At 60.3% G+C, this 21,249-nt stretch carries 22 protein-coding genes; 1 reads left to right on the plus strand and 21 read right to left on the minus strand.

Annotated elements, in window-relative coordinates; translation table 11 throughout:
- Positions 1-26 precede the first annotated feature (26 nt).
- From lpdA to sdhC, 16 genes are all read right to left on the minus strand, one after another.
- Positions 27-1,433, minus strand: coding sequence for a dihydrolipoyl dehydrogenase (gene lpdA, locus N2599_RS16580; RefSeq protein WP_027511703.1), 1,407 nt, complete (start codon positions 1,431-1,433; stop codon positions 27-29).
- A 27-nt stretch (positions 1,434-1,460) separates the two neighbouring features.
- Positions 1,461-2,099, minus strand: a complete 639-nt coding sequence (locus N2599_RS16585) for a LysE family translocator (protein WP_027511704.1) — start codon at positions 2,097-2,099, stop codon at positions 1,461-1,463.
- 18 nt (positions 2,100-2,117) lie between these two features.
- The gene (locus tag N2599_RS16590) at positions 2,118-2,870 is read right to left on the minus strand and encodes an SDR family oxidoreductase (protein ID WP_027511705.1); all 753 of its coding nucleotides are present in this window, start codon (positions 2,868-2,870) and stop codon (positions 2,118-2,120) included.
- Complete coding sequence (locus tag N2599_RS16595; RefSeq protein ID WP_375714112.1) at positions 2,867-3,421, minus strand: hypothetical protein; 555 nt, start codon at positions 3,419-3,421, stop codon at positions 2,867-2,869. Before N2599_RS16595 ends, N2599_RS16590 begins: the two co-directional genes overlap by 4 nt.
- Before the next feature lie 51 nt (positions 3,422-3,472).
- Positions 3,473-4,735, minus strand: coding sequence for a 2-oxoglutarate dehydrogenase complex dihydrolipoyllysine-residue succinyltransferase (odhB, locus tag N2599_RS16600; RefSeq protein WP_027511707.1), 1,263 nt, complete (start codon positions 4,733-4,735; stop codon positions 3,473-3,475).
- Between the two features lie 29 nt (positions 4,736-4,764).
- Positions 4,765-5,082 (minus strand): YciI family protein, encoded by a 318-nt coding sequence (locus tag N2599_RS16605; protein WP_027511708.1) that lies wholly within the window; start codon positions 5,080-5,082, stop codon positions 4,765-4,767.
- Positions 5,083-5,095: 13 nt separating this feature from the next.
- Complete coding sequence (locus tag N2599_RS16610) at positions 5,096-8,080, minus strand: 2-oxoglutarate dehydrogenase E1 component (protein WP_027511709.1); 2,985 nt, start codon at positions 8,078-8,080, stop codon at positions 5,096-5,098.
- A 164-nt stretch (positions 8,081-8,244) separates the two neighbouring features.
- Positions 8,245-9,150: a succinate--CoA ligase subunit alpha gene (gene sucD, locus N2599_RS16615; RefSeq protein WP_027511710.1), complete on the minus strand. Its 906-nt coding sequence runs from the start codon at positions 9,148-9,150 to the stop codon at positions 8,245-8,247.
- 3 nt (positions 9,151-9,153) lie between these two features.
- Positions 9,154-10,350, minus strand: coding sequence for an ADP-forming succinate--CoA ligase subunit beta (gene sucC, locus N2599_RS16620; protein ID WP_027511711.1), 1,197 nt, complete (start codon positions 10,348-10,350; stop codon positions 9,154-9,156).
- 19 nt (positions 10,351-10,369) lie between these two features.
- A complete protein-coding gene (mdh, locus tag N2599_RS16625; RefSeq protein WP_027511712.1) occupies positions 10,370-11,332 on the minus strand; it encodes a malate dehydrogenase in 963 nt (320 codons plus the stop codon).
- Positions 11,333-11,509: 177 nt separating this feature from the next.
- Positions 11,510-12,673, minus strand: a complete 1,164-nt coding sequence (zapE, locus tag N2599_RS16630; RefSeq protein WP_027511713.1) for a cell division protein ZapE — start codon at positions 12,671-12,673, stop codon at positions 11,510-11,512.
- 46 nt (positions 12,674-12,719) lie between these two features.
- Positions 12,720-13,226: a protease inhibitor Inh/omp19 family protein gene (locus tag N2599_RS16635; RefSeq protein ID WP_027511714.1), complete on the minus strand. Its 507-nt coding sequence runs from the start codon at positions 13,224-13,226 to the stop codon at positions 12,720-12,722.
- Positions 13,227-13,522: 296 nt separating this feature from the next.
- Positions 13,523-14,302: a succinate dehydrogenase iron-sulfur subunit gene (locus tag N2599_RS16640; RefSeq protein WP_027511715.1), complete on the minus strand. Its 780-nt coding sequence runs from the start codon at positions 14,300-14,302 to the stop codon at positions 13,523-13,525.
- Between the two features lie 11 nt (positions 14,303-14,313).
- Positions 14,314-16,155: a succinate dehydrogenase flavoprotein subunit gene (gene sdhA, locus N2599_RS16645; protein ID WP_027511716.1), complete on the minus strand. Its 1,842-nt coding sequence runs from the start codon at positions 16,153-16,155 to the stop codon at positions 14,314-14,316.
- 7 nt (positions 16,156-16,162) lie between these two features.
- Positions 16,163-16,543, minus strand: coding sequence for a succinate dehydrogenase, hydrophobic membrane anchor protein (sdhD, locus tag N2599_RS16650; protein ID WP_027511717.1), 381 nt, complete (start codon positions 16,541-16,543; stop codon positions 16,163-16,165).
- Between the two features lie 10 nt (positions 16,544-16,553).
- A complete protein-coding gene (gene sdhC / locus N2599_RS16655) occupies positions 16,554-16,949 on the minus strand; it encodes a succinate dehydrogenase, cytochrome b556 subunit (protein ID WP_027511718.1) in 396 nt (131 codons plus the stop codon).
- A gap of 316 nt (positions 16,950-17,265) precedes the next feature.
- Here sdhC and N2599_RS16660 point away from each other — a divergent pair, with 316 nt between their 5' ends.
- Positions 17,266-17,727: a hypothetical protein gene (locus tag N2599_RS16660; protein WP_027511719.1), complete on the plus strand. Its 462-nt coding sequence runs from the start codon at positions 17,266-17,268 to the stop codon at positions 17,725-17,727.
- Here the strand turns inward: N2599_RS16660 and N2599_RS16665 are convergent.
- From N2599_RS16665 to tsaD, 5 genes are read right to left on the minus strand one after another with little or no spacing between them, the layout of a single operon-like run.
- On the minus strand, positions 17,717-18,364 hold the full coding sequence (locus N2599_RS16665; RefSeq protein ID WP_027511720.1) for a class I SAM-dependent methyltransferase: 648 nt from the start codon (positions 18,362-18,364) through the stop codon (positions 17,717-17,719). The two genes, N2599_RS16660 and N2599_RS16665, sit on opposite strands and share 11 nt — an antisense overlap.
- Positions 18,365-18,370: 6 nt before the next feature.
- Positions 18,371-18,802: an EVE domain-containing protein gene (locus N2599_RS16670; protein ID WP_027511721.1), complete on the minus strand. Its 432-nt coding sequence runs from the start codon at positions 18,800-18,802 to the stop codon at positions 18,371-18,373.
- A gap of 3 nt (positions 18,803-18,805) precedes the next feature.
- Positions 18,806-19,099 (minus strand): YciI-like protein, encoded by a 294-nt coding sequence (locus N2599_RS16675; protein ID WP_027511722.1) that lies wholly within the window; start codon positions 19,097-19,099, stop codon positions 18,806-18,808.
- 9 nt (positions 19,100-19,108) lie between these two features.
- Positions 19,109-20,092: an NAD(P)H-dependent glycerol-3-phosphate dehydrogenase gene (locus tag N2599_RS16680; protein WP_027511723.1), complete on the minus strand. Its 984-nt coding sequence runs from the start codon at positions 20,090-20,092 to the stop codon at positions 19,109-19,111.
- A complete protein-coding gene (gene tsaD / locus N2599_RS16685; protein WP_027511724.1) occupies positions 20,089-21,186 on the minus strand; it encodes a tRNA (adenosine(37)-N6)-threonylcarbamoyltransferase complex transferase subunit TsaD in 1,098 nt (365 codons plus the stop codon). Before tsaD ends, N2599_RS16680 begins: the two co-directional genes overlap by 4 nt.
- Positions 21,187-21,249 lie beyond the last annotated feature (63 nt).

Raw genomic sequence — 21,249 nt, forward strand, 5'->3', positions numbered from 1 at the left:
GCTTTTGATCCGGATATCTTCAAAGCTTACATATGGATCGGCTTGAAGAAGGCAGCGAGTGCCGCTTCCTTCACGGCTTCGGACATTGTCGGATGCCCATGGCAGGTGCGTCCGAGATCCTCGGCAGAACCGCCGAATTCCATCAGGACGGCAATCTCGTGGATCATCTCGCCGGCACCGAAGCCGACGATATGGCCGCCGAGAACGCGGTCCGTTGCCTTGTCCGACAGGATCTTCACGAAGCCGTCCGTCGCGAGCATGGCGCGAGCGCGGCCATTTGCGGTGAACGGGAACTTGCCAACCTTATAGGCGATGCCTGCAACTTTCAGCTCTTCCTCGGTCTTGCCGACGGAAGCGACTTCCGGCTGTGTGTAGACGACGCTCGGGATGACATCGTAATTCACATGACCGGCCTGGCCGGCAAGGATTTCGGCAAGCGCCACGCCTTCGTCTTCCGCCTTGTGCGCCAGCATCGGACCCTTCACGACATCGCCGATCGCATAAATGCCAGCGACATTGGTACTGAAGTGGCCGTTGATCTCGACGCGGCCGCGATTGTCGAGCTTGACGCCCGCTTCTTCAAGACCAAGGCCCTCAGTATAGGGCATGCGGCCAGTGGCGATAAGAACGACTTCCGCGTCAAGCGTCACCTTGTCGCCTCCCTTGACCGGCTCGAAGGTCACCTTCGCGCCCTTGCCGCCCTTCTCGACGCCGACAACCTTGGCGCCGAGATTGAAGTCGATGCCTTGCTTGGCGAGCATGCGCTGGAACTGCTTGGCGACATCGCCATCCATGCCGCCCAGGATCGTGTCGAGATATTCGACGACGGTTACCTTCGCGCCGAGGCGCGACCAGACCGAACCAAGTTCGAGGCCGATGACGCCGCCACCAACGACGATCATCGTTTCCGGCACCTTCTCCAGCGCAATACCACCGGTCGAGGAGATGATCACTTTTTCATCGAATTCAACTTGGACCCCCGGAATGCCGGCAACATCGGAGCCAGTGGCGATCACGATGTTCTTGCCTTCGATTTCCTGCGCCTTGCCATCGTCGCCCATCACGGAGACTTTCCCGGCGGAAACGATCTTGCCGGTGCCCTGGAAGGCATCGATCTTGTTTTTCTTGAAGAGGAAGGCGACGCCGTCGACGTTCGCCTTCACCGTCGTATCCTTATGCGCCAGCATCTTTTCGAGATTGAGCTTCGGAGCCGTCACCTCGATACCGAGCGCTTCCATGCCGTGACCGGCGTGATGGAACATTTCGGAAGCGTGCAGCAGCGCCTTGGAGGGGATGCAGCCGACGTTGAGGCAGGTGCCGCCGAAGGTCGCGCGCTTTTCAACGACCGCAACCTTGAGGCCAAGCTGGGCCGCCTTGATCGCGGCGACATAGCCGCCGGGGCCGGTTCCGATAATGATCACATCATAGGACATTATTTCTTTTCCCTTTGCTTTAATCGTTTAGTCGGCCGCGCGGGTGAGTGCGAGGCGGAAGCCGAAGCCAACCAATGCGGCGCCGGTGATGCGGTTGAACCATTTGCCGCAGGCAATGAAGCGGTCGCGGATGGGCTTGACCGTGAAGAAGATCGAGACGCCGGCAAACCATGCAACGAGTGCGGATGCCATGCCAATGCCATAGCCGAACTGGATCAGCGCCGGCGTATCGTGATGCACCAGCGTCGAAAACAGTGACAGAAAGAAGAGCACCGGCTTCGGATTAAGGGCATTGGTGATGAAACCTGTGCCGAGGCACTTGACCGCCGAGAACGGCCTGCGATCCGCCTCCGTGACATCGATCTCATTCACCTTAAAGCCGGGTTCGCGGAAGGATTTGATGCCGAGATAGACCAGATAGGCCACACCCGCCCACTTGATCATCGCAAACAGCATCAGGGATTGCGACACGACGAGGCCCAGGCCGAGGATCGTGTAGCTGATGTGGAAGAGCAGCGAAAAACCCATGCCGAGGCCGGTCATCATTGCGGCGCGGCGGCCATGCACGATGCTCTGGCGAAGGATCACGGCAAAGTCGGCACCCGGAACGACAATGAAGATCGAGAAGACGGCCATCAGGCCCAGGAATTCAAAAATATATTGCATCGTTTTGCCCTTTGCGGCCTAGCGTCCGCCACTGACGTTGAGGACTGCACCTGTGACATAAGAGGCTGCCGGAGAAAGAAGATAGAGCACGGCATCGGCTACCTCCTCCGCCGTTCCCGACCGCTGCATCGGAATGCTCGGCGCCATATCGCGCGCACGGTCCGGCAATCCGCCGGAGGCGTGAATATCGGTGTCGATAATTCCCGGGCGGATCGCATTCACCCGAACGCCTTCAGCGGCGACTTCGCGGGCGAGCCCGATCGTAAAGGTATCGATCGCAGCCTTCGATGCGGCATAATCCACATATTGGAACGGTGATCCGATGATCGCCGCCATCGACGAGATGTTGACGATCGCTCCGCCCTTGGCGCCGTGCTTGCTCGACATGCGGCGCACGGCTTCCGCCGCGCAGAGAATGGAGCCGGTGACGTTGACGCGCATCGTCCGCTCGATGCGATCGCCGCTCATTTCGTCGACGCGCTGAGCCATATCGATGATCCCGGCATTGTTCACCAGCCCATCAAGCCGGCCGAAATGGTGATCAACGGTTTCGAACATCAAAGCGATATCAGCGGCGTTGCCGACATCGCCTTTCACGGCAATCGCCTCGCCACCGTCCGCCGTGATCGCTTCAATGACGGCATCCGCGGCGACCTTGTTCGAGGCGTAATTCACGGCAACCCGCCAGCCTTGCCTAGCAGCAAGCCTTGAGACGGCAGCACCGATGCCACGGCTTCCGCCGGTCACGAGCAGAACAGGCGCATCGCTCATTTCGCGCATTCCTTGAAGGTCAGGACGTCCCAGGGCGCAACCGTCGCCTTGCCTTCGCCCCAGATCGAGGACTCGCGGATCGCCGGACCAAAACCAGGGAGCACGATCCTATCCGCGGCGCTCGCCGTCTCGGCTTGAAGGTTGTCCAGTTCGCCCGCAGCACTGACGCTGTAGACCGGGCCCTGCCAGATCGTGCAGGCGTCGAGGTCGGCACCTGTCACATCCCCACCAGGGCAATTGAACATGATTATGCCGATCGCACGATCCGGATCCTCCGACGGCATTACATAGCCGTCCAGGGAGATCGACGTTTTCACCACGCTGATCTTGAACTGGTTGCTTGCAGCAGCAGCATCGGAACCGAGCGGCGAAAAGCGGAGTTCGTAGGCATCATCGCGATCCGCATAGACGGCATTCGACTGCTTGCAATCGGCCGGCAGCGCAGCACCCGTCATCGCGCACAGGAAGAACGGCACCGCCAAGGCAGCTGCCAGTTTCAGCCTAACAATGCGATGCGAACTGCCGTCCACCGCCGGAACTCCACGCGCCATAAGGCACTCCTTGCCGCGAAAAACAGGGCCGCTCGTGCGGCCCCCATCCTCTTAGAGATCGAGAACCAGGCGCTCCGGATCTTCCAGGCTTTCCTTGACGCGGACGAGGAAGGTCACGGCTTCCTTGCCGTCGACAATGCGGTGATCGTAGGAGAGGGCAAGATACATCATCGGACGGATGACGATCTGACCGCCGACGACGACCGGACGGTCCTGGATCTTGTGCATCCCGAGAATGCCCGACTGCGGTGCGTTGAGGATCGGCGAGGACATCAGTGAGCCGTAAACGCCGCCATTGGTGATCGTGAAGGTGCCGCCCTGCATGTCGGCCATCGAGAGCGTGCCGTCGCGCGCAGCCTTGGCAAGACGGCCAAGGTCCTTCTCGATCTCGGCGATCGACATTTGGTCGGCATCGCGGATGATCGGAACAACTAGGCCTTTGTCTGTGCCGACGGCCATGCCGATGTGGCAGTAGTTCTTGTAGATGATGTCGGTGCCGTCGATCTCGGCGTTGACGGCCGGCAATTCCTTCAACGCATGCGTCACGGCCTTGGTGAAGAAGCCCATGAAGCCGAGCTTAACGCCGTGTTTCTTCTCGAAGACGTCCTTATACTTGGCGCGCAGGTCCATGACCGCCTTCATGTCCACCTCATTGTAGGTGGTGAGCATGGCTGCGGTGTTCTGCGCGTCCTTCAGACGCTTGGCGATCGTCTGGCGCAGGCGCGTCATCTTCACGCGCTCCTCGCGGGTGGCGTCCTCCACCGTCGACGGGCCACGGGCTGCAGCGGGAGCCGCAGGCGCAGCTGCCGGAGCGGAAAGACCCTTGGCAACGGCAGCGATTACATCGCCCTTCAGCACCTGGCCGCGCTTGCCGCTGCCTTCGACCTGATCGGCAGAGAGATTGCTTTCAGCCAGCATCTTGGCGGCAGCCGGCGCCGGCGGCATGGTTGAAACCGAGGCCGGGGCGGAAGCAACCGATGCTGCAGCGGCAGCGGCCGGAGCGGCAGGCGCTGCCTCGGCCGGAGCCGCGACGGCCGGCTCGGCGGCCTTTGCGGGAGCGGCAGCCGGGGCAGCAGCGCCCGCGGCGATCTGGCCAAGCAGCGCGCCGAGACCAACGGTCTCACCAGCCTGAGCGACAATTTCGGACAGCGTGCCGGAGGTGGGTGCCGGTACTTCGATGGTCACCTTATCGGTTTCAAGCTCAAGAATCGGCTCATCGGCCTTGATGGCGTCGCCAACCTTCTTGAACCAGGTGCCGACGGTTGCCTCGCTGACGGATTCACCGAGAGTTGGAACGCGGATTTCTGTGGCCATTGTTCAAATCCTGATTTGGTTGTTTTCATTTATTCGTTTCCGGCGCCAGACGGCCGGAGAATGATCGAGGGCATCGGCAAAATTTCGAAGTGAAAACCGAAAGCGGAGCGGATGATCGGATCGGCATCGGCGAGCGCTTTCGCGGCCTCCTGATCCTCGACCGAGACGACAGCCATGCCCCAGGCACCTTCGCCCTCGAAGACGGGGCCGACAGCAATTGCCGATCCCGCTTCTGCGTTCTGGCGCCAATATTCGGCATGCCGTTCCATCGCAGCCATTTCCTCCTCGGTCGCGTCGTTCGGAAAGTGGGAACGAGGCGGCACGAGTCTCAAGAAGAAATATGCCATCGTCCCCAACTCCTCAGCCGCCCAGCGCATCCTCGAGGAATGCGGCGAGCTGCGACAGATGCTTGGACATCAGGCCCGTTGCAGGTGAAGCGGCAGCCGGACGTCCGGTGTAGCGCACGCGCTGGTACTTCGCATCGATGTGGGCGAGAACCCATTCGAGATATGGATCGATGAACGACCATGCCCCCATGTTCTTCGGTTCTTCCTGGCACCAGACCATTTCCGCGTTGCGGAAGCGGGAGAGCTCGTTGATGAGCGCCTTGGCCGGGAAAGGATAGAGTTGTTCGACACGCAGCAGGTAGACATCATCGACACCGCGCTTCTCGCGCTCTTCCAGAAGGTCGTAGTAGACCTTGCCGGAACACATTACGACGCGGCGAATCTTGTTGTCCTTCTGCAGTTTGATCGGCCCGTCCTTGATGACCTCCGCGTCGTCCCAGAGAAGACGATGGAAAGAGGATTCGCCTGCCATCTCTGCGAGGCCCGAAACCGCCCGCTTGTGGCGCAGCAGCGACTTCGGCGTCATCAGGATCAACGGCTTGCGGAAGTCACGCTTCAGCTGACGGCGCAGGATATGGAAATAGTTCGCCGGCGTCGTGACGTTGGCAACCTGCATGTTGTCTTCCGCGCAAAGCTGCAGGAAGCGTTCGAGGCGGGCTGAAGAGTGCTCCGGACCCTGACCTTCGTAGCCATGCGGCAGCAGGCAGACGAGACCCGACATGCGCAGCCACTTGCGTTCGCCCGACGAAATGAACTGGTCGAAGACGACCTGCGCACCGTTGGCGAAGTCGCCGAACTGGGCTTCCCAGAGTGTGAGCGCATTCGGGCGGGCCAGCGAATAGCCGTATTCGAAGCCGAGAACAGCCTCTTCGGAAAGCATCGAATTGATGACTTCGTAACGGGCCTGCGTCGGCGACAGGTTGGCGAGCGGGATATAGCGTTCTTCAGTTTCCTGATCGTAGAGGACCGAATGGCGCTGCGAAAAAGTGCCGCGTTCGCAATCCTGACCTGAAAGGCGGATCTTATGTCCTTCGAGGCAGAGCGCGCCGAATGCCAACGCCTCACCCATTGCCCAGTCGATGCCTTCGCCCGTCTGGATCATGTTGGCCCGGTTTTCCATGAAGCGCTGGATCGTGCGGTGCGCGTGGAAGCCCGCCGGGATTTCCGACAACTTGCGGCCGATCTCCTTCAACTGCTTCATCGGCACGGCCGTCTTGCCACGGCGCTGCTCGTCGGCGTTGTCTGCCGTGCGCAGGCCAGACCATTCGCCGTCCAGCCAGTCGGCCTTGTTCGGCTTGTAGGATTGCCCGGCCTCGAACTCCTGCTCGAGATGGGCGCGCCAGTCGGCCTTCATCTTCTCGACTTCGCCTTCGGTCAGCAGGCCTTCCGCAACAAGACGCTCGGCGTAAAGCTGGAACACCGTCTTGTGGCCACGGATAACCTTGTACATCTTCGGCTGGGTGAAGGACGGCTCATCACCTTCGTTGTGGCCGTAGCGCCGGTAGCAGAACATGTCGAGCACGACCGGCTTGTGGAACTTCATGCGGAATTCGGTCGCGATCTTGGCTGCGTAGACGACAGCTTCCGGATCATCACCATTGACGTGGAAGATCGGTGCCTCGATCATCTTCGCAACATCGGACGGATAGGGCGACGAGCGGGAGAAGGCCGGGTTCGTCGTAAAGCCGATCTGGTTGTTGATGATGACGTGCATCGTGCCGGCGACACGGTGGCCGCGGAGTCCCGAAAGGCCGAGAATTTCAGCGATGACGCCCTGGCCAGCGAAAGCCGCGTCGCCATGGATCAGCAACGGCAGAATCTTGGCGCGCTCGGAGAGCGGAATGATATCGCCTTCCCAGACGGTGGCGCTCATATCCTGCTTGGCGCGGACCTTGCCCATGACGACCGGATCAACGATTTCGAGGTGCGAAGGGTTTGCCGTCAGCGAGACGTGAACCTTGTTGCCGTCGAATTCGCGGTCGGAAGATGCGCCGAGATGGTACTTCACGTCACCTGAACCCTCGACCTCGTCGGGTGCATAGGAACCGCCCTTGAACTCGTGGAAGATGGCACGGTGTGGCTTGCCCATGACCTGGCTAAGCACATTCAGGCGGCCGCGATGCGCCATGCCGAACACGGCTTCCTTCAGGCCGAGGTGGCCGCCGCGCTTCAGGATCTGCTCAAGAGCCGGGATCAGCGATTCGCCGCCATCGAGGCCGAAGCGCTTGGTACCCTTGAACTTGACGTCGAGGAATTGCTCGTAGCCTTCCGCCTCGATGAGCTTGGCAAGGATCGCCTTCTTGCCTTCCGGCGAGAATGCGACGCCTTTGTCCGGCCCTTCGATGCGTTCCTGGATCCAGGCCTTTTCTTCCGGATTGGACATGTGCATGAACTCGACGCCGAGTGTCGAGCAATAGGTCCGCTCGAGAATCTCGATCATCTGCGGAATGGTCGCGTATTCGAGACCGAGCACGTTGTCGATGAAGATCTTGCGATCAAAGTCGGCTGGGGTGAAGCCGTAAGCTTCCGGCGACAGTTCCTTGTAGTCTTCGACCGCCGCCGCGATGCCGAGCGGATCGAGCTTGGCATGCAGATGGCCCCGCATGCGATAGGCACGGATCATCATGATGGCACGGACGGAATCGCGCGTCGCCTGGAGAATGTCGGCGCCGTCGGTCGGCTTGCCCGCAGCTTCGGCCTTTGCCTTCACCTTGGTTTCGATGACCTTCTCGACCGTGCCCCAATCGCCGTCGAGCGCCGATACGAGATCGCCGCCGGCCTGGATCGGCCAGTGCTTCTTGCGCCAGGAAGCACCCTTGGCCGCCTTCTTCACATCGTTCGGATCGTCTTCCAGAGCCTTGAAAAAAGTCCGCCACTGATCGTCGACCGAAGACGGATCCTCCTCGTAGCGCGCATAGAGCTGCTCGATATAGGCAGCATTGGCGCCATCCAGAAACGAGGTGATCTGAAACTGCTCGTTGGCTTCTTGCCGTGCCATGGTTTTACGCGGACGCTTTCCGCCCGCCTCCTGACTTTGATGAATTTGCCGGCTCTACCCGGCTGCCGCATTCGAATTTGCCGCCTGTCCGCGGCACATCTGCTGTCGAAACTTGGGGCCGGGCGGAAGCGCAGATGCTTTCTTCCGCCCGGGTATAAGTTGGCTTAGCCCTTGAGGACTTCAACCAGCGTCTTGCCGAGACGGGCCGGAGACGGGGACACCGTGATGCCAGCCGATTCCATGGCCGAGATCTTGTCTTCCGCACCGCCCTTGCCGCCGGAAATAACGGCACCGGCATGGCCCATGGTGCGGCCGGGAGGTGCCGTACGCCCGGCGATGAAGCCGACCATCGGCTTCTTGCGTCCGCGCTTGGCTTCGTCCTTCAGGAACTGAGCCGCATCTTCTTCGGCCGAGCCGCCGATTTCGCCGATCATGATGATCGACTTGGTTTCGTCGTCCGCAAGGAACATCTCGAGTACATCGATGAACTCGGTGCCCTTGACCGGGTCGCCGCCGATGCCGACAGCTGTCGTCTGGCCGAGGCCTTCATTCGAGGTCTGGAAGACGGCTTCGTAGGTCAGCGTGCCGGAGCGCGAGAGAACGCCGACCGAGCCTTTGCGGAAGATGTTGCCCGGCATGATGCCGATCTTGCATTCCTCAGGCGTCAGAACACCCGGGCAGTTCGGGCCGATCAGGCGCGACTTCGACTTGTCGAGCTTGGACTTGACCTTGATCATGTCCTCGACCGGAATGCCTTCCGTGATGCAGATGATGAGCGGGATCTCCGCTTCGATCGCCTCGATGATCGCCTCGGCGGCGCCGGCCGGCGGCACATAGATCACCGATGCATCGGCGCCGGTCTTTTCCTTGCCCTCGGCGACGGAGGCGAAGATCGGCAATTGCGCTTCGCCTTCGAGCGATCCCCAGGTCTCGCCGCCCTTCTTCGGATGGATGCCGCCCACCATCTTGGTGCCGTAATAAGCAAGCGCCTGCTCGGTGTGGAAAGTGCCGGTCTTGCCGGTCAGCCCCTGGACCAGGACCTTGGTATCTTTGTTGACGAGAATGGACATGCCTTAGTTCCCTTTCACAGCAGCGACGATCTTCTTCGCCGCGTCGTCAAGATCGTCGGCAGGGATCACGTTCAGCCCGCTCTCTCGTATGATTTTCTTGCCGAGTTCTACATTGGTGCCTTCGAGACGGACGACCAGCGGCACCTGGAGGCCCACTTCCTTCACTGCCGCAATCACGCCTTCGGCGATGACGTCGCAGCGCATGATGCCGCCGAAGATATTGACCAGGATGCCTTTCACGGCCGGATCAGCGGTGATGATCTTGAAAGCCGCGGTGACCTTTTCCTTCGAAGCACCGCCGCCGACATCGAGGAAGTTCGCCGGCTCGGCGCCGTAGAGCTTGATGATGTCCATGGTCGCCATGGCAAGACCTGCACCATTGACCATGCAGCCGATATTGCCGTCGAGGGCAACGTAGGCGAGGTCGTATTTGGAGGCTTCGATTTCCTTCTCGTCTTCTTCCGTTTTGTCGCGCAGCGCAACGATATCTTCGTGACGGAAGAGCGCATTGCCGTCGAAGGATACCTTGGCGTCGAGGACGCGCAGGCGGCCGCTCTTCATGACGATCAGCGGATTGACTTCGAGCAGGCTCATGTCCTTTTCGACGAACGCCTTGTAGAGGATCGGAAACAGCGTGTCGCCATCCTTGCGGGCGTCGCCTTCGAGCCTCAGAGCATCCGCAAGCTTCTTGCTGTCCTCAGCCGTCACGCCCTTTGCCGGGTCGATGGCGACAGTGATGATCTTCTCTGGCGTGTCGTGCGCAACGGTCTCGATGTCCATGCCGCCTTCGGTCGAAACGACGAAGGCAACCTGACCGACGGAACGATCGACGAGGATCGAGAGATAAAGTTCGCGGTCGATATCGGCGCCGTCTTCGATGTAGAGGCGGTTGACCTGCTTGCCGGCAGGACCGGTCTGCTTGGTAACCAGCGTATTGCCAAGCATTTCCTTGACATTGGCGGTGACTTCGTCGATCGACTTCGCAAGGCGAACGCCACCCTTGGCTTCCGGCGGGAGCTCCTTGAATTTGCCCTTGCCGCGGCCGCCGGCGTGGATCTGGCTCTTCACGACGTAGAGCGGACCCGGCAATTGCTTTGCAGCAGCCTCAGCCTCGTCGGCCTTGAAGATGGCCACACCTTCGGCGACCGGCGCGCCATAGCTCTTCAGCAGAGCCTTGGCCTGATATTCATGAATGTTCATGGGTTTATCCCTGTTTCGATTACTTCAGCGCGGGGGCGATGTTGATGCAGGCTTCGCACAGCCCGGCGACAGCGCCGACGGACTTGTCGAAGGCTTCCTTCTCGGCCTTGTTGAGGTCGATCTCGATGACGCGCTCGACGCCGCCGGCGCCGATCACCGTCGGAACGCCGACATACATGTCCTTGACACCGTACTGTCCGGTAAGATGTGCCGCGCAGGGCAGAACGCGCTTCTTGTCCTTGAGGTAGGATTCAGCCATTTCGATTGCCGAAGCAGCCGGAGCATAATAGGCCGAGCCTGTCTTCAGCAGGCCGACGATTTCGGCGCCGCCGTCACGGGTGCGCTGGATGATTTCCTCGAGGCGTTCCTTGGTGACCCAACCCATTGTGACGAGATCGGTGAGTGGAATACCGCCGACGGTCGAGTAGCGGGCGAGCGGCACCATCGTATCGCCATGGCCGCCGAGAACGAAAGCCGTGACGTCCTGGACGGAAACGTTGAACTCCTTGGCCAGGAAGAGGCGAAAGCGCGACGAGTCGAGAACGCCGGCCATGCCGACAACTTTGTTGGCCGGAAGGCCGGAGAACTTCTGCAGCGCCCAAACCATGGCGTCGAGCGGATTGGTGATGCAGATGACGAAAGCGTTCGGGGCGTACTTCTTGATGCCGGCGCCGACCTGCTCCATGACCTTGAGGTTGATGCCGAGGAGGTCGTCGCGGCTCATTCCCGGCTTGCGCGGGACGCCGGCGGTGACGATGCAGACATCTGCGCCCTCGATCGCGGAATAATCGCTGGCACCCGTTAGATTGGCATCGAAGCCTTCGACCGGAGACGACTGCGCGATATCGAGGCTCTTGCCCTGCGGAATGCCGTCGGCAATGTCGAAGAGAACGATGTCACCGAGCTCTTTCAGGCCGGCGAGATGTGCCAGCGTGCCACCAATCATGCCAGAACCGATAAGTGCGATCTTGTTACGCGCCATTTCGCTGTTTCCTTTGCGATCAAAATCAGTCGGGCGGCGCGTCCAAGCGTCGTCCAATGCCGCAATCGCATAGCCTTAAAGCCAAAAAATGGCAACGTGTTATTTTTGGTGCAGCAATTTCAATCGTTTAGATATAAAAATTCTTACGTAAACGTAAAATATTTCGTCACCAAATTGTTACTCGGCGGCATGCTTTTCATGGTGCATTGCAAGATATTCTGCGCTGCGCATCTCGAAAAGGCGCGAGGCGGTCCGATCGAATTCGAAGCCTTCCGTCCCACGCCGTTCGACCAGCAAATCTTCCGGCATTTCCGCTGCGGACGCATGAAGCCGCACGCCGTGATCGTAGAGCGTATCGACGAGAATGATGAGGCGCTTCGCCTGGTTCCGCTTGTCCGGACCCAGTTTTGGGATGCGGTCGACAAAAATCGTATCGAAGCGCTTGGCGATTGCGAGAAAGTCTGCAGCACCGAGTGGCTTCTCGCAAAGATCGGCAAAGGAAAAGCGCGCCATGCGATCGACCGCGAGCGGCACATGGATCGAGCGGCCTTTCATCGGAATATCGAGGGGCTGCGCCTTGCGCCCGTGCAGCGCCTGCGCCCAGGACGCATCCATCGCCATATCCGTCCGCTCGTCGATCGGCGTCAGATAGACGGGCTGGCTGTTCAGCTTCTCCATCCGGTAATCCGTCGGGGAGTCGAGCGTCACGACCTCGACATTCTTCTTGAGGAGACCGATGAAAGGCAGGAAGAGACCGCGATTGAGGCCGTCCTTGTAGAGATTGTCAGGTTCGACATTCGAGGTCGCGATGAGCACGCAGCCGCGCGCAAAAAGCTCTGAGAACAGCCTCGAGAGGATCATCGCATCAGCGATGTCCGTCACCGTAAACTCGTCGAAGCAGAGGAGTTCGGCCTCCTCGTAAAGTGCGGCCGCCACCGGCGGCACGGGATCGGCTTGCTTTATCTCGCCGTTCTTCAGCTTGAGCCGGTGCGCGGCGATGCGGTTGTGGACATCGGTCATGAACTCATGGAAGTGCGCACGGCGTTTCTTCGAACAGGGCGCCATCCCGTAAAAGATATCCATCAGCATTGTCTTGCCGCGGCCGACGCTGCCATGAATGTAAAGCCCTTTGATGTGATCCTCCGCCTTCTTCTTCGGAGCGAAGAGCCAGCCGAGCGAGCTGGATTTCGCAGCAGGGCGGCGGCGCTTCAGTTCAAAAAGCACCCGATCGAGGCTTTTTGCCACATCCATCTGCGCTGAATCGATCTGGAGAGCGCCTGAAGCCGTCAGCGATTTCAAGTGCTCGCTGACGCTCGAAGTATAATCGGGGATAGGCTGCATGGAGAAGTCCGCCTACGCGTCGTCGGCGGGGTGGCCGCCGGTTGTCTTACCGGCTGAGGGTGATCGGCTGGCCAGTGCTCGTCTGGCCACTGAAGCTGTTGTCGGCCGTCTTGTAGACGCTGCCGATCGGGTTGCCGCTGCGATCCTTAAGAAGAACCTGCTTGCCTGCAACTTCCCAAGAGCCCATCGCCGTCAGCTCGCCGACGCAGCCGCGCGTGCCGCCGCGCGAGCCGCTGCCGAGATTAGTGAGCGTCAGGAACATGTCGCAGCTGCCGTTGACGCGCCAGCTGCCGACCATGGATTCCTTGGTGACGTCAAGTGCATTGGCCGCCATGGCACCCGGCTGGCCCGGAGTCGCCGGCGCCGCCGTCGGAGCGGCGGGAAACTGCGAAGCGCCTGCAGGCGGCGGCAGCTGCCCGCCCTGGACGGAAGGAACAGGCTGCGCTGTCAGCGGTGCCGGCGAGCTGTAACTCGCATTGTCATATGCCGTGCGCTGGCAGCCCGCCAATGACAGAACAACCGCCACACCCGTCATCGCATATCGCAACTGCATCATCATGCTCCCGATTGTCCGCTCTTGCAGCACAGAATTGGTCATCAGACTAATTTCGAATTAACGTATTTCACTTTAGTTAATCAAGTCGGCACAGCCATAAATTGCTCGCGACAACACTTATGCCGGAAATGGAGCAATTCAACTTGCCTGCCGGAGAACTTCCTGCAGATAGAATTTGTCAGCAAGGTGATGATCTGCACGATCTTTCGCCGGATTCGGACCGGTGGGGGCAAAAACTCGGTAAGACCCGGCGCCGCCTCTCTGAGCGCCGGGCAATTGGCGAGCATCGGCTATCAAACCCGGCGCTCGACCATCATCTTCTTGATCTCCGCAATAGCCTTTGCCGGATTGAGGCCTTTCGGGCAGGTCTGCGCGCAGTTCATGATCGTGTGGCAGCGGTAAAGCCGGAACGGATCTTCGAGGTCGTCGAGACGTTCGCCGGTCGCCTCGTCTCGGGAGTCGATCAGCCAGCGATAAGCCTGCAGCAGGACGGCCGGGCCGAGATAGCGGTCGCCGTTCCACCAGTAGCTCGGACAAGAGGTCGAGCAGCAGGCGCAGAGAATGCACTCGTAGAGGCCGTCGAGCTTCTGGCGTTCCTCGTGGCTCTGCTTCCACTCCTTGGCGGGTGCCGGAGATATAGTCTTCAGCCAGGGTTCGATCGAGCGGTGCTGCGCATAGAAATTCGTCAGGTCCGGAACGAGATCCTTCACCACCGGCAAATGCGGCAACGGATAGATCTTCACCGTGCCCTTGATCTCCTCCATGCCCTTCGTGCAGGCAAGCGTGTTCGTGCCGTCGATATTCATCGCGCAGGAACCACAGATGCCTTCACGACAGGAACGGCGCAGCGTCAGCGTCGGATCGATCTTGTTCTTGATGTAGAGCAGCCCATCAAGCACCATCGGGCCACAGTCGTCGATATCGATATAGAAGGTGTCGATCGACGGGTTCTGCCCGTCATCCGGGCTCCAGCGGTAGACGCGGAATTCGCGGGTGTTCTTTACGCCCGCCGGCTTCGGCCAGACCTTGCCTTCGCGCATCTGAGAGTTCTTGGGGAGAGCGAGTTCAACCATGTCCAGTCCTCTTAATACACGCGAGCCTTCGGCGCGATCTTCTTGGGATCGATGCCTTCTGCGATGAGCTCGGTGTGAACCGGGCGGTAGTCGAGTTTGACCTCGCCGGCATTGTTGACCCAGGCGAGCGTGTGCTTGCGCCAGTTGACGTCGTCGCGGCCAGCGTATGCGCCTTCGGTGTAATCCTCACGGGCATGCGAACCGCGGCTTTCCTTGCGGGCCTCGGCGCCGTAGATCGTGGTGATCGCATTCGCCATCAAGTTCTGTAATTCGAGCGTCTCGACGAGATCGGAATTCCAGATCATCGAACGGTCGGTGACCTTGATGTCCGACATTTCCTGCCAGATCGCCGAAATGCGCTGGCAGCCAGATTCCAGCGATTCCTGAGTGCGGAACACGGCAGCGTCTTCCTGCATGGCGCGCTGCATCTTCTCGCGCAGATACGCCGTCGGCGTTCCGCCATTGGCGTGGCGAAGACCGTCGAAGCGATCCATGATCTTGTCGCAGGCAGCTATATTCAGATGCGGGGTCGATACGGAGCGGTCAATGACCTCGCTGGCACGGATTGCCGCTGCGCGGCCAAAAACGACGAGGTCGATCAGCGAGTTCGAGCCGAGGCGGTTGGCCCCATGCACCGAAGCGCAGCCCGCTTCGCCGACGGCCATCAGCCCGGGAATCACGCGTTCCGGATTGGCGTTGTCGGCATTGAGCACCTCACCCCAATAGTTCGTCGGAATGCCGCCCATGTTGTAATGGACGGTCGGCAGGACCGGGATCGGCTCGCGCGTCACATCGACACCGGCAAAGATCTTGGCGCTCTCGGAGATGCCCGGCAGGCGCTCGTGCAGGACGGCCGGATCGAGATGGTCGAGATGCAGGAAGATATGATCCTTGTTCTTGCCAACACCGCGGCCCTCGCGGATTTCCAGCGTCATGCAGCGCGAGACGACATCGCGCGAGGCAAGGTCCTTCGCCGACGGCGCGTAGCGCTCCATGAAGCGCTCGCCTTCGGAGTTGACCAGGTAGCCGCCTTCCCCGCGCGCGCCTTCGGTGATCAGACAGCCGGAGCCGTAGATGCCGGTGGGATGGAACTGCACAAACTCCATGTCCTGCAGCGGAAGCCCTGCGCGCGCCACCATGCCGCCGCCGTCACCGGTGCAGGTATGGGCGGAGGTCGCGGAGAAGTAAGCGCGGCCATAGCCACCTGTCGCCAGCACCACCATCTTCGCCGCGAAGCGATGAATCGAGCCATCATCGAGGCACCAGGCAACAACACCAGTGCAACGATTGCCGTCTTCCGACATGATGAGGTCGAGTGCGAAATATTCGACGAAGAACTCAGCGTTGTGGCGCAGCGACTGGCCGTAAAGCGTGTGCAGGATGGCGTGGCCGGTGCGGTCGGCAACGGCGCAGGTGCGCTGCACCGGCGGGCCTTCGCCGTAGTTCTGCATGTGGCCGCCGAACGGGCGCTGATAGATCTTGCCTTCCTCATTGCGCGAGAAAGGCACTCCGTAGTGCTCGAGCTCATAGACCGCCTTCGGCGCTTCCATGGCGAGATACTGCATGGCATCGACGTCGCCGAGCCAATCCGAACCCTTGACGGTGTCGTAGAGGTGCCACTGCCAGCTGTCCGGCGTCATGTTCTGCAACGAGGCGGCAATGCCGCCCTGCGCCGCAACGGTGTGCGAGCGGGTCGGAAATACTTTGGTGATGCAGGCCGTGCGGAACCCCTGTTCGGCCATTCCGAGCGTGGCGCGAAGACCGGCGCCGCCGGCGCCGACGACGATCACGTCATAGGAGTGATCGACATATTTGTAGGCTTTCCCATTCTGAGCAGGTGAAGTCGGTGCCATGATACGGTTATCCTACGAAAGCAATTTTCAGAATGGCAAAAAGACAGAGCGCCGCGACCAAGATCGCGAAAAACGTGTTTAGCATCAGCAGGACGAGCTTGCCGATTTCGCTGTGCACGTAATCCTCGATGATGGCCTGCATGCCGAGACGCATGTGAACGATGCCTGAAATCACCATCAGCCCCATGATGACCGCCACGAAGGGGTTCGACAGCGCATGCACGACATCCGCATAAGGCGCGCCAGCATAAACGATCATGAAGATGACGAAGAAGACGATGAGCGGGATGTTGGCAACAGCCGTCAGGCGCTGACGCCAGAAGTGTTCGGTGCCTTCTTTGGCGGAACCGAGGCCGCGAACCTTACCCAGAGGGGTACGCATATCCATGTGAGCGACCTCAGAAGCGAATGATAAAGCCGATCACCCAGACCAACACGGTAAGACAGAGTGATCCGATGATATTGGCGATGGCGAGCTTGGTGGAGAATTCCTTGCCGAAACCATGGCCGAGGTCCCACAACAAGTGGCGCAGGCCGCCGAGCATGTGGTGAAGCAGTGCCCAGGTGTAACCAAGCAGGACGACCTTGCCGATGAGGCTGCCGAGCACCCAATTCACCCAGTCGTAATAAGCCTGGCCGGTCGCAGCCGCAATCAGCCACCAGGCGACCAGCAGCGTGCCGAAATAAAGAGCGGCGCCGGTGATACGATGGACGATCGACATGACCATGGTAGGAATAAGTTTATAAACTTGCAAATGCGGCGACAGAGGCCGGTTATTTGTCACATTCGCCATCAGAACCTCGCGGCGTCTTCTCTGCGCTCCCGAATTTCGGAGCATTTCGAGGCAACCACAGGAATGACAAATTTGTCTGTGTGCGTTGCATCAACGGCGACGTTTAATCACCGAAACCCCCGACGACAAGCACAATTGCTGTCTGCTTTTAATTTAATCGATTCGCGTTACCGGGAAGTTGCCGGAAATGGAAACTGGCCTTTTCGGCTCAAATTTTATCCTGATTTTTCATCGCTCAAGTGGACAGAGGGGTAGTTTTGACGCAAGCTGGCGTTAACGATTTGTTAATGGCCGAGTTTCCGGAGGCTGACGTCCCATGTTCCAGCGCATCTCGAAAGTCGTTTCGCTCCTGTTATGTGCTCTAATTGCGCTTCCGGCCGTGGCCGGCGAGCGCCACCGGCATCATCGCGGCACGATCCATTGGGCAAGCAGCGCCAAGTGGGCAAATATCGCCAAACCCTGGTTCGGCGATCGCCGTCACCATCACGGTCATAACCGCCATGTTCGCCTCAAGCATTTCTCGCCGTCATCGAACGGCTACGGTATCCGCAGCGTTATCGCTGCATCGCCGCAGCTCTCCCGCCATGCCTACAGCGGCGTTTACGGCGGCACTTATGGCTACGAGACGGAAGGCGGCACCTATTTCGGCGTCGACGGCTATGAGACCTACAGCGTGCCGCAGGCCGCGCCGCTTGCAGCCAAGGCCAAGGTGATTGACGTCGCCGTCCAGGGCGACCCCTGCAGCTACGAGGCCAGCGTCTGCGTCATCAGGCCCTGAATCGCCAGACCGTCGTCTTCTTGATCTCGCAATCCTCGAGCGCTCGCGTTACGGGCACTTGGTAGATGGCGCAAAACTCCAGCCGCTCCTTTGGCAAATAGGCGCGTCCCGGATCGCCGACCAAGACGTCCTTGCCTTCGCTGGCCAGCCGTTCGAACCACGGAACGAGGGCGTCCGCGAAGACGCGGTCATAGAACACGTCGCCCGCCAGAACGATATCGGCATCGACAGGTTGGCCGACGAAATCGGCGCCATCGAAATCAATCGAGACCCCATTGGCAACAGCATTAAGCAGCACGGCCGTCTCAGCCCACGGATCGATATCCGCCGCCTTCACCGCCGCCGCACCCGCCATCTTCGCCGCAATCGCGACGAGTCCCGAGCCTGTTGCAAAATCGAAAACGCGCTTACTCTGCATCGTCTCCGGATGATCGAGAATATAACGCGCAAGCCCCTGTCCGCCTGCCCAGGCAAAAGCCCAAAACGGCGGCGGCAGGCCGATCTCCGCCAGTTCCTCTTCCGTCTTGAGCCAAAGCTCATGCGCTTCGCTCGCCAGATGTAACCGGATCTCCGGCACATGCGGCGGCGCAATCAGACTCGTATTGGCGCGGATGAAGATTTCGGGATCTGTCTTCAAAGGCGGTCAGCGCGGTGGATTGTCGAGGCCGCCCATCCGGCAGACTTCGAGCCACTCGTCGTCTGTCACCGGTTGGACCGAAAGGCGCATCGACGTCACCAGCGCCATCTTCGAGAGCTTTTCGTTCGCCTTGACATCCTTCAGCGTCACCGGCTTCGGCATATCGCGCACGGCGCGGATATCGACGCAATCCCAGCGATCGTCGCCCTTCGCCGTCGAATCCGGATGCGACAACGCGCAGACCTCGACAATGCCGACGACCTCCAGGCCGTCATTCGAGTGATAGAAGAAGCCTTTGTCGCCGATCTGCATGGCGCGCATGTTGTTGCGGGCGAGATAATTGCGAACGCCCGTCCACTCCGTGCCTTTTTCGCCTGCGGCCTTCTGCTGCTCCCAGGACCAGGAAGACGGTTCGGATTTATAGAGCCAATGGGCCATTCCTTATGCCTCCGGATTGTTGAAGACCCAGTTGAAGGGCTTGATCTCGACGCTCTCGAAAAGACCGGCCTTCGCATAGGGGTCGGCATCGGCGAGCGCCTTGGCTTCCTCGGCCGTCTCGGCTTTCACGATTACCAGACTGCCGCAGGGCTTGCCTTCGCCGTCGAGGAACGGTCCGGCGATGCTGAGCCTGCCTTCGGCATTCAGCTTATTCAAATACTCCAAATGTGTAGCACGTGTCTCCATGCGCACATTGAGATGCCCCGGCTTGTCCTTGCAGAGAAGGGCGAAAAGCATGTCTCTCTCCTATTCGGTCGTGATCGGACGTGTCATCAATTGCTCGATGGCCTCGGTGATGCCGAGTTTGCCTTCGATGATCGCAGAGACGGCGTCCGTGATCGGCATCGCGATGCCGAGCTCGTCCGCCAGCCGCGAGGCGACGGCGGCGGCAAATGCACCTTCCACCAACTCGCCCTGCAAAGGATCGGCCTTTTCGCCACGGCCGAGCGCAATACCGAAGCGCAGATTGCGCGACTGATGGCTCGTCGCAGTCAAGACGAGATCGCCAAGCCCGGAAAGCCCGCGCGCCGTATCGGCCTGCCCGCCCTTGGCGACGATGAGGCGCGACATCTCCGCCAGCCCGCGCGCAATCAGCGCCGCACGCGCAGAATCGCCAATGCCGCAGCCTTCGACGATACCACAGGCGATCGCCAATACATTCTTCAGCGCACCACCAAGCTGCACGCCGATACGGTCGGACGACGGATAGAGCCGGAAGGTTCTGCCCGAAATCGCCTGAGCCAGCCGCTCGGCAACAGCCACCTCCGATGCCGCAAGTACCATAGCGGTCGGCAACCCTTTGGCAATATCAGCCGCAAAACCTGGCCCTGAAAGCACTGCGACGCGATGCTGCGGCAATTCGCGCTCCAGCATGTCGGTCAACAAGTTGCCGGTCGCCCGCTCGATGCCCTTGGCACATGTTACGACGATCGCGTCCTTAGCGAGATGAGCGCCGTACTGCCGGGCGGCATCCGCCTGCGCCTGCGACGGCATGGCAAAAAGCACGATACCTGCATCGCCGATTGAATCAGGCTCTGCCGAAAACTCCAGAGCTTCCGGCAGCTCGATGCCCGGGAGAACCGCATCATGCAGCCGTTCGGCCTTCAGGTCGGCAATCAGCGAGGGATTACGGCCGACAAGAGTGACCTGGTTGCGGCCGGTGAGTGCAATGACGGAGGCAAGCGCCGTTCCGAAAGCGCCTGCGCCAACGACCGCAATCTGTTCGCTCATGCCTTTGCCCCCCGCTTTCCGTAGTGAACCAGCGCTTCCGCATTCGAATCCAGCGGCCAGCGCGACCGCGGTTGCACATCGAGGTCATCCGGCGCAACGCCCGTCGCCATGCGCTCGAGCCCTGCCCAGGCAATCATCACCGCATTGTCGGTGCACAATCTCAGCGGCGGCGCGATGAATCGGAAGCCGTGTTTGTCGCAGAGGGCCTGCAGCGTACCACGCACTTCCAGATTGGCGGCGACGCCGCCCGCAACGACCAAGGCCGGCTTCCTGTTCAGCTGCGGGAACTCCGCCTTAAACCGCTGCAATCCACGGCCGATGCGATCTCTCAGCGTTCTCGAAATCGCCTTCTGGAACGAGGCGCATATATCGGCGACATCCTGATCCGTGAGCGGCGCGATATCCGTTGCTGCCTGCCGGACCGCCGTCTTCAAGCCCGAAAAGGAGAAATCGAGCCGCGTTTCACCGACGAGCGGCCGCGGGAAATCAAAGCGGTCCGGATTGCCGTTCTTTGCCGCCTCTTCCACCTGTGGCCCGCCCGGATAAGGCAGCCCGAGCAGCTTCGCGGTTTTATCAAAGGCCTCGCCGAGCGCATCGTCGATCGTCGTTCCCCAGCGTTCGTATTGGCCAATGCCGCGCACGAGGATGAGCTGCGTATGGCCGCCGGACACGAGCAGCATGAGATAAGGAAAGGAGAGCCCGTCCGTCAACCGGGCCGTCAGCGCATGGCCTTCGAGATGGTTCACGGCATAAAGCGGCTTGCCGGTGGCCTTGGCGATCGCTTTGCCCGTCATCAATCCGACGAGCAGCCCACCGATCAATCCCGGCCCGGAGGTGGCGGCAATCGCATCGATGTCGGAGAGCGACACATTGGCGCGCTGCAACGCCTCGTCGATCAACGTATCGAGCGCCTCGACATGAGCGCGCGCGGCTATCTCTGGTACCACGCCGCCATAGGCGCTATGCTCGTCCAACTGGCTCAAGACGACGTCGGAAAGCACCTTCGAGCGCCCGTCCGCATCGCGCTCGACCACAGCCGCGGCAGTCTCGTCGCAGCTTGTTTCGATGCCGAGGATGCGTAGAAAGGGAGCCATGAAGCCTGTCGTTGATTGCGATGGGTGCGAAACCCGGTTACGAGAACTTCCGGTAACAACGGA

Source organism: Rhizobium sullae, assembly GCF_025200715.1.
Lineage (GTDB): Bacteria > Pseudomonadota > Alphaproteobacteria > Rhizobiales > Rhizobiaceae > Rhizobium > Rhizobium sullae.

Bases quoted from the DNA above. Each gene is read 5' to 3' on its own strand.
- zapE (WP_027511713.1), bottom strand. From the start codon at position 12,673: ATGCAGCCTATCCCCGATTATACTTCGAGCGTCAGCGAGCACTTGAAA.
- sucC (WP_027511711.1), bottom strand. From the start codon at position 10,350: ATGAACATTCATGAATATCAGGCCAAGGCTCTGCTGAAGAGCTATGGC.
- sdhC (WP_027511718.1), bottom strand. From the start codon at position 16,949: ATGGCGAATGTGACAAATAACCGGCCTCTGTCGCCGCATTTGCAAGTT.
- N2599_RS16675 (WP_027511722.1), bottom strand. From the start codon at position 19,099: ATGCTTTTCGCCCTTCTCTGCAAGGACAAGCCGGGGCATCTCAATGTG.
- N2599_RS16660 (WP_027511719.1), top strand. From the start codon at position 17,266: ATGTTCCAGCGCATCTCGAAAGTCGTTTCGCTCCTGTTATGTGCTCTA.
- N2599_RS16595 (WP_375714112.1), bottom strand. From the start codon at position 3,421: ATGGCGCGTGGAGTTCCGGCGGTGGACGGCAGTTCGCATCGCATTGTT.
- N2599_RS16635 (WP_027511714.1), bottom strand. From the start codon at position 13,226: ATGCAGTTGCGATATGCGATGACGGGTGTGGCGGTTGTTCTGTCATTG.
- N2599_RS16585 (WP_027511704.1), bottom strand. From the start codon at position 2,099: ATGCAATATATTTTTGAATTCCTGGGCCTGATGGCCGTCTTCTCGATC.
- tsaD (WP_027511724.1), bottom strand. From the start codon at position 21,186: ATGGCTCCCTTTCTACGCATCCTCGGCATCGAAACAAGCTGCGACGAG.
- N2599_RS16640 (WP_027511715.1), bottom strand. From the start codon at position 14,302: ATGGTTGAACTCGCTCTCCCCAAGAACTCTCAGATGCGCGAAGGCAAG.
- sdhA (WP_027511716.1), bottom strand. From the start codon at position 16,155: ATGGCACCGACTTCACCTGCTCAGAATGGGAAAGCCTACAAATATGTC.
- sdhD (WP_027511717.1), bottom strand. From the start codon at position 16,543: ATGGATATGCGTACCCCTCTGGGTAAGGTTCGCGGCCTCGGTTCCGCC.
- odhB (WP_027511707.1), bottom strand. From the start codon at position 4,735: ATGGCCACAGAAATCCGCGTTCCAACTCTCGGTGAATCCGTCAGCGAG.
- N2599_RS16590 (WP_027511705.1), bottom strand. From the start codon at position 2,870: ATGAGCGATGCGCCTGTTCTGCTCGTGACCGGCGGAAGCCGTGGCATC.
- N2599_RS16680 (WP_027511723.1), bottom strand. From the start codon at position 20,092: ATGAGCGAACAGATTGCGGTCGTTGGCGCAGGCGCTTTCGGAACGGCG.
- N2599_RS16670 (WP_027511721.1), bottom strand. From the start codon at position 18,802: ATGGCCCATTGGCTCTATAAATCCGAACCGTCTTCCTGGTCCTGGGAG.
- N2599_RS16605 (WP_027511708.1), bottom strand. From the start codon at position 5,082: ATGGCATATTTCTTCTTGAGACTCGTGCCGCCTCGTTCCCACTTTCCG.
- sucD (WP_027511710.1), bottom strand. From the start codon at position 9,150: ATGTCCATTCTCGTCAACAAAGATACCAAGGTCCTGGTCCAGGGGCTG.
- mdh (WP_027511712.1), bottom strand. From the start codon at position 11,332: ATGGCGCGTAACAAGATCGCACTTATCGGTTCTGGCATGATTGGTGGC.
- lpdA (WP_027511703.1), bottom strand. From the start codon at position 1,433: ATGTCCTATGATGTGATCATTATCGGAACCGGCCCCGGCGGCTATGTC.
- N2599_RS16610 (WP_027511709.1), bottom strand. From the start codon at position 8,080: ATGGCACGGCAAGAAGCCAACGAGCAGTTTCAGATCACCTCGTTTCTG.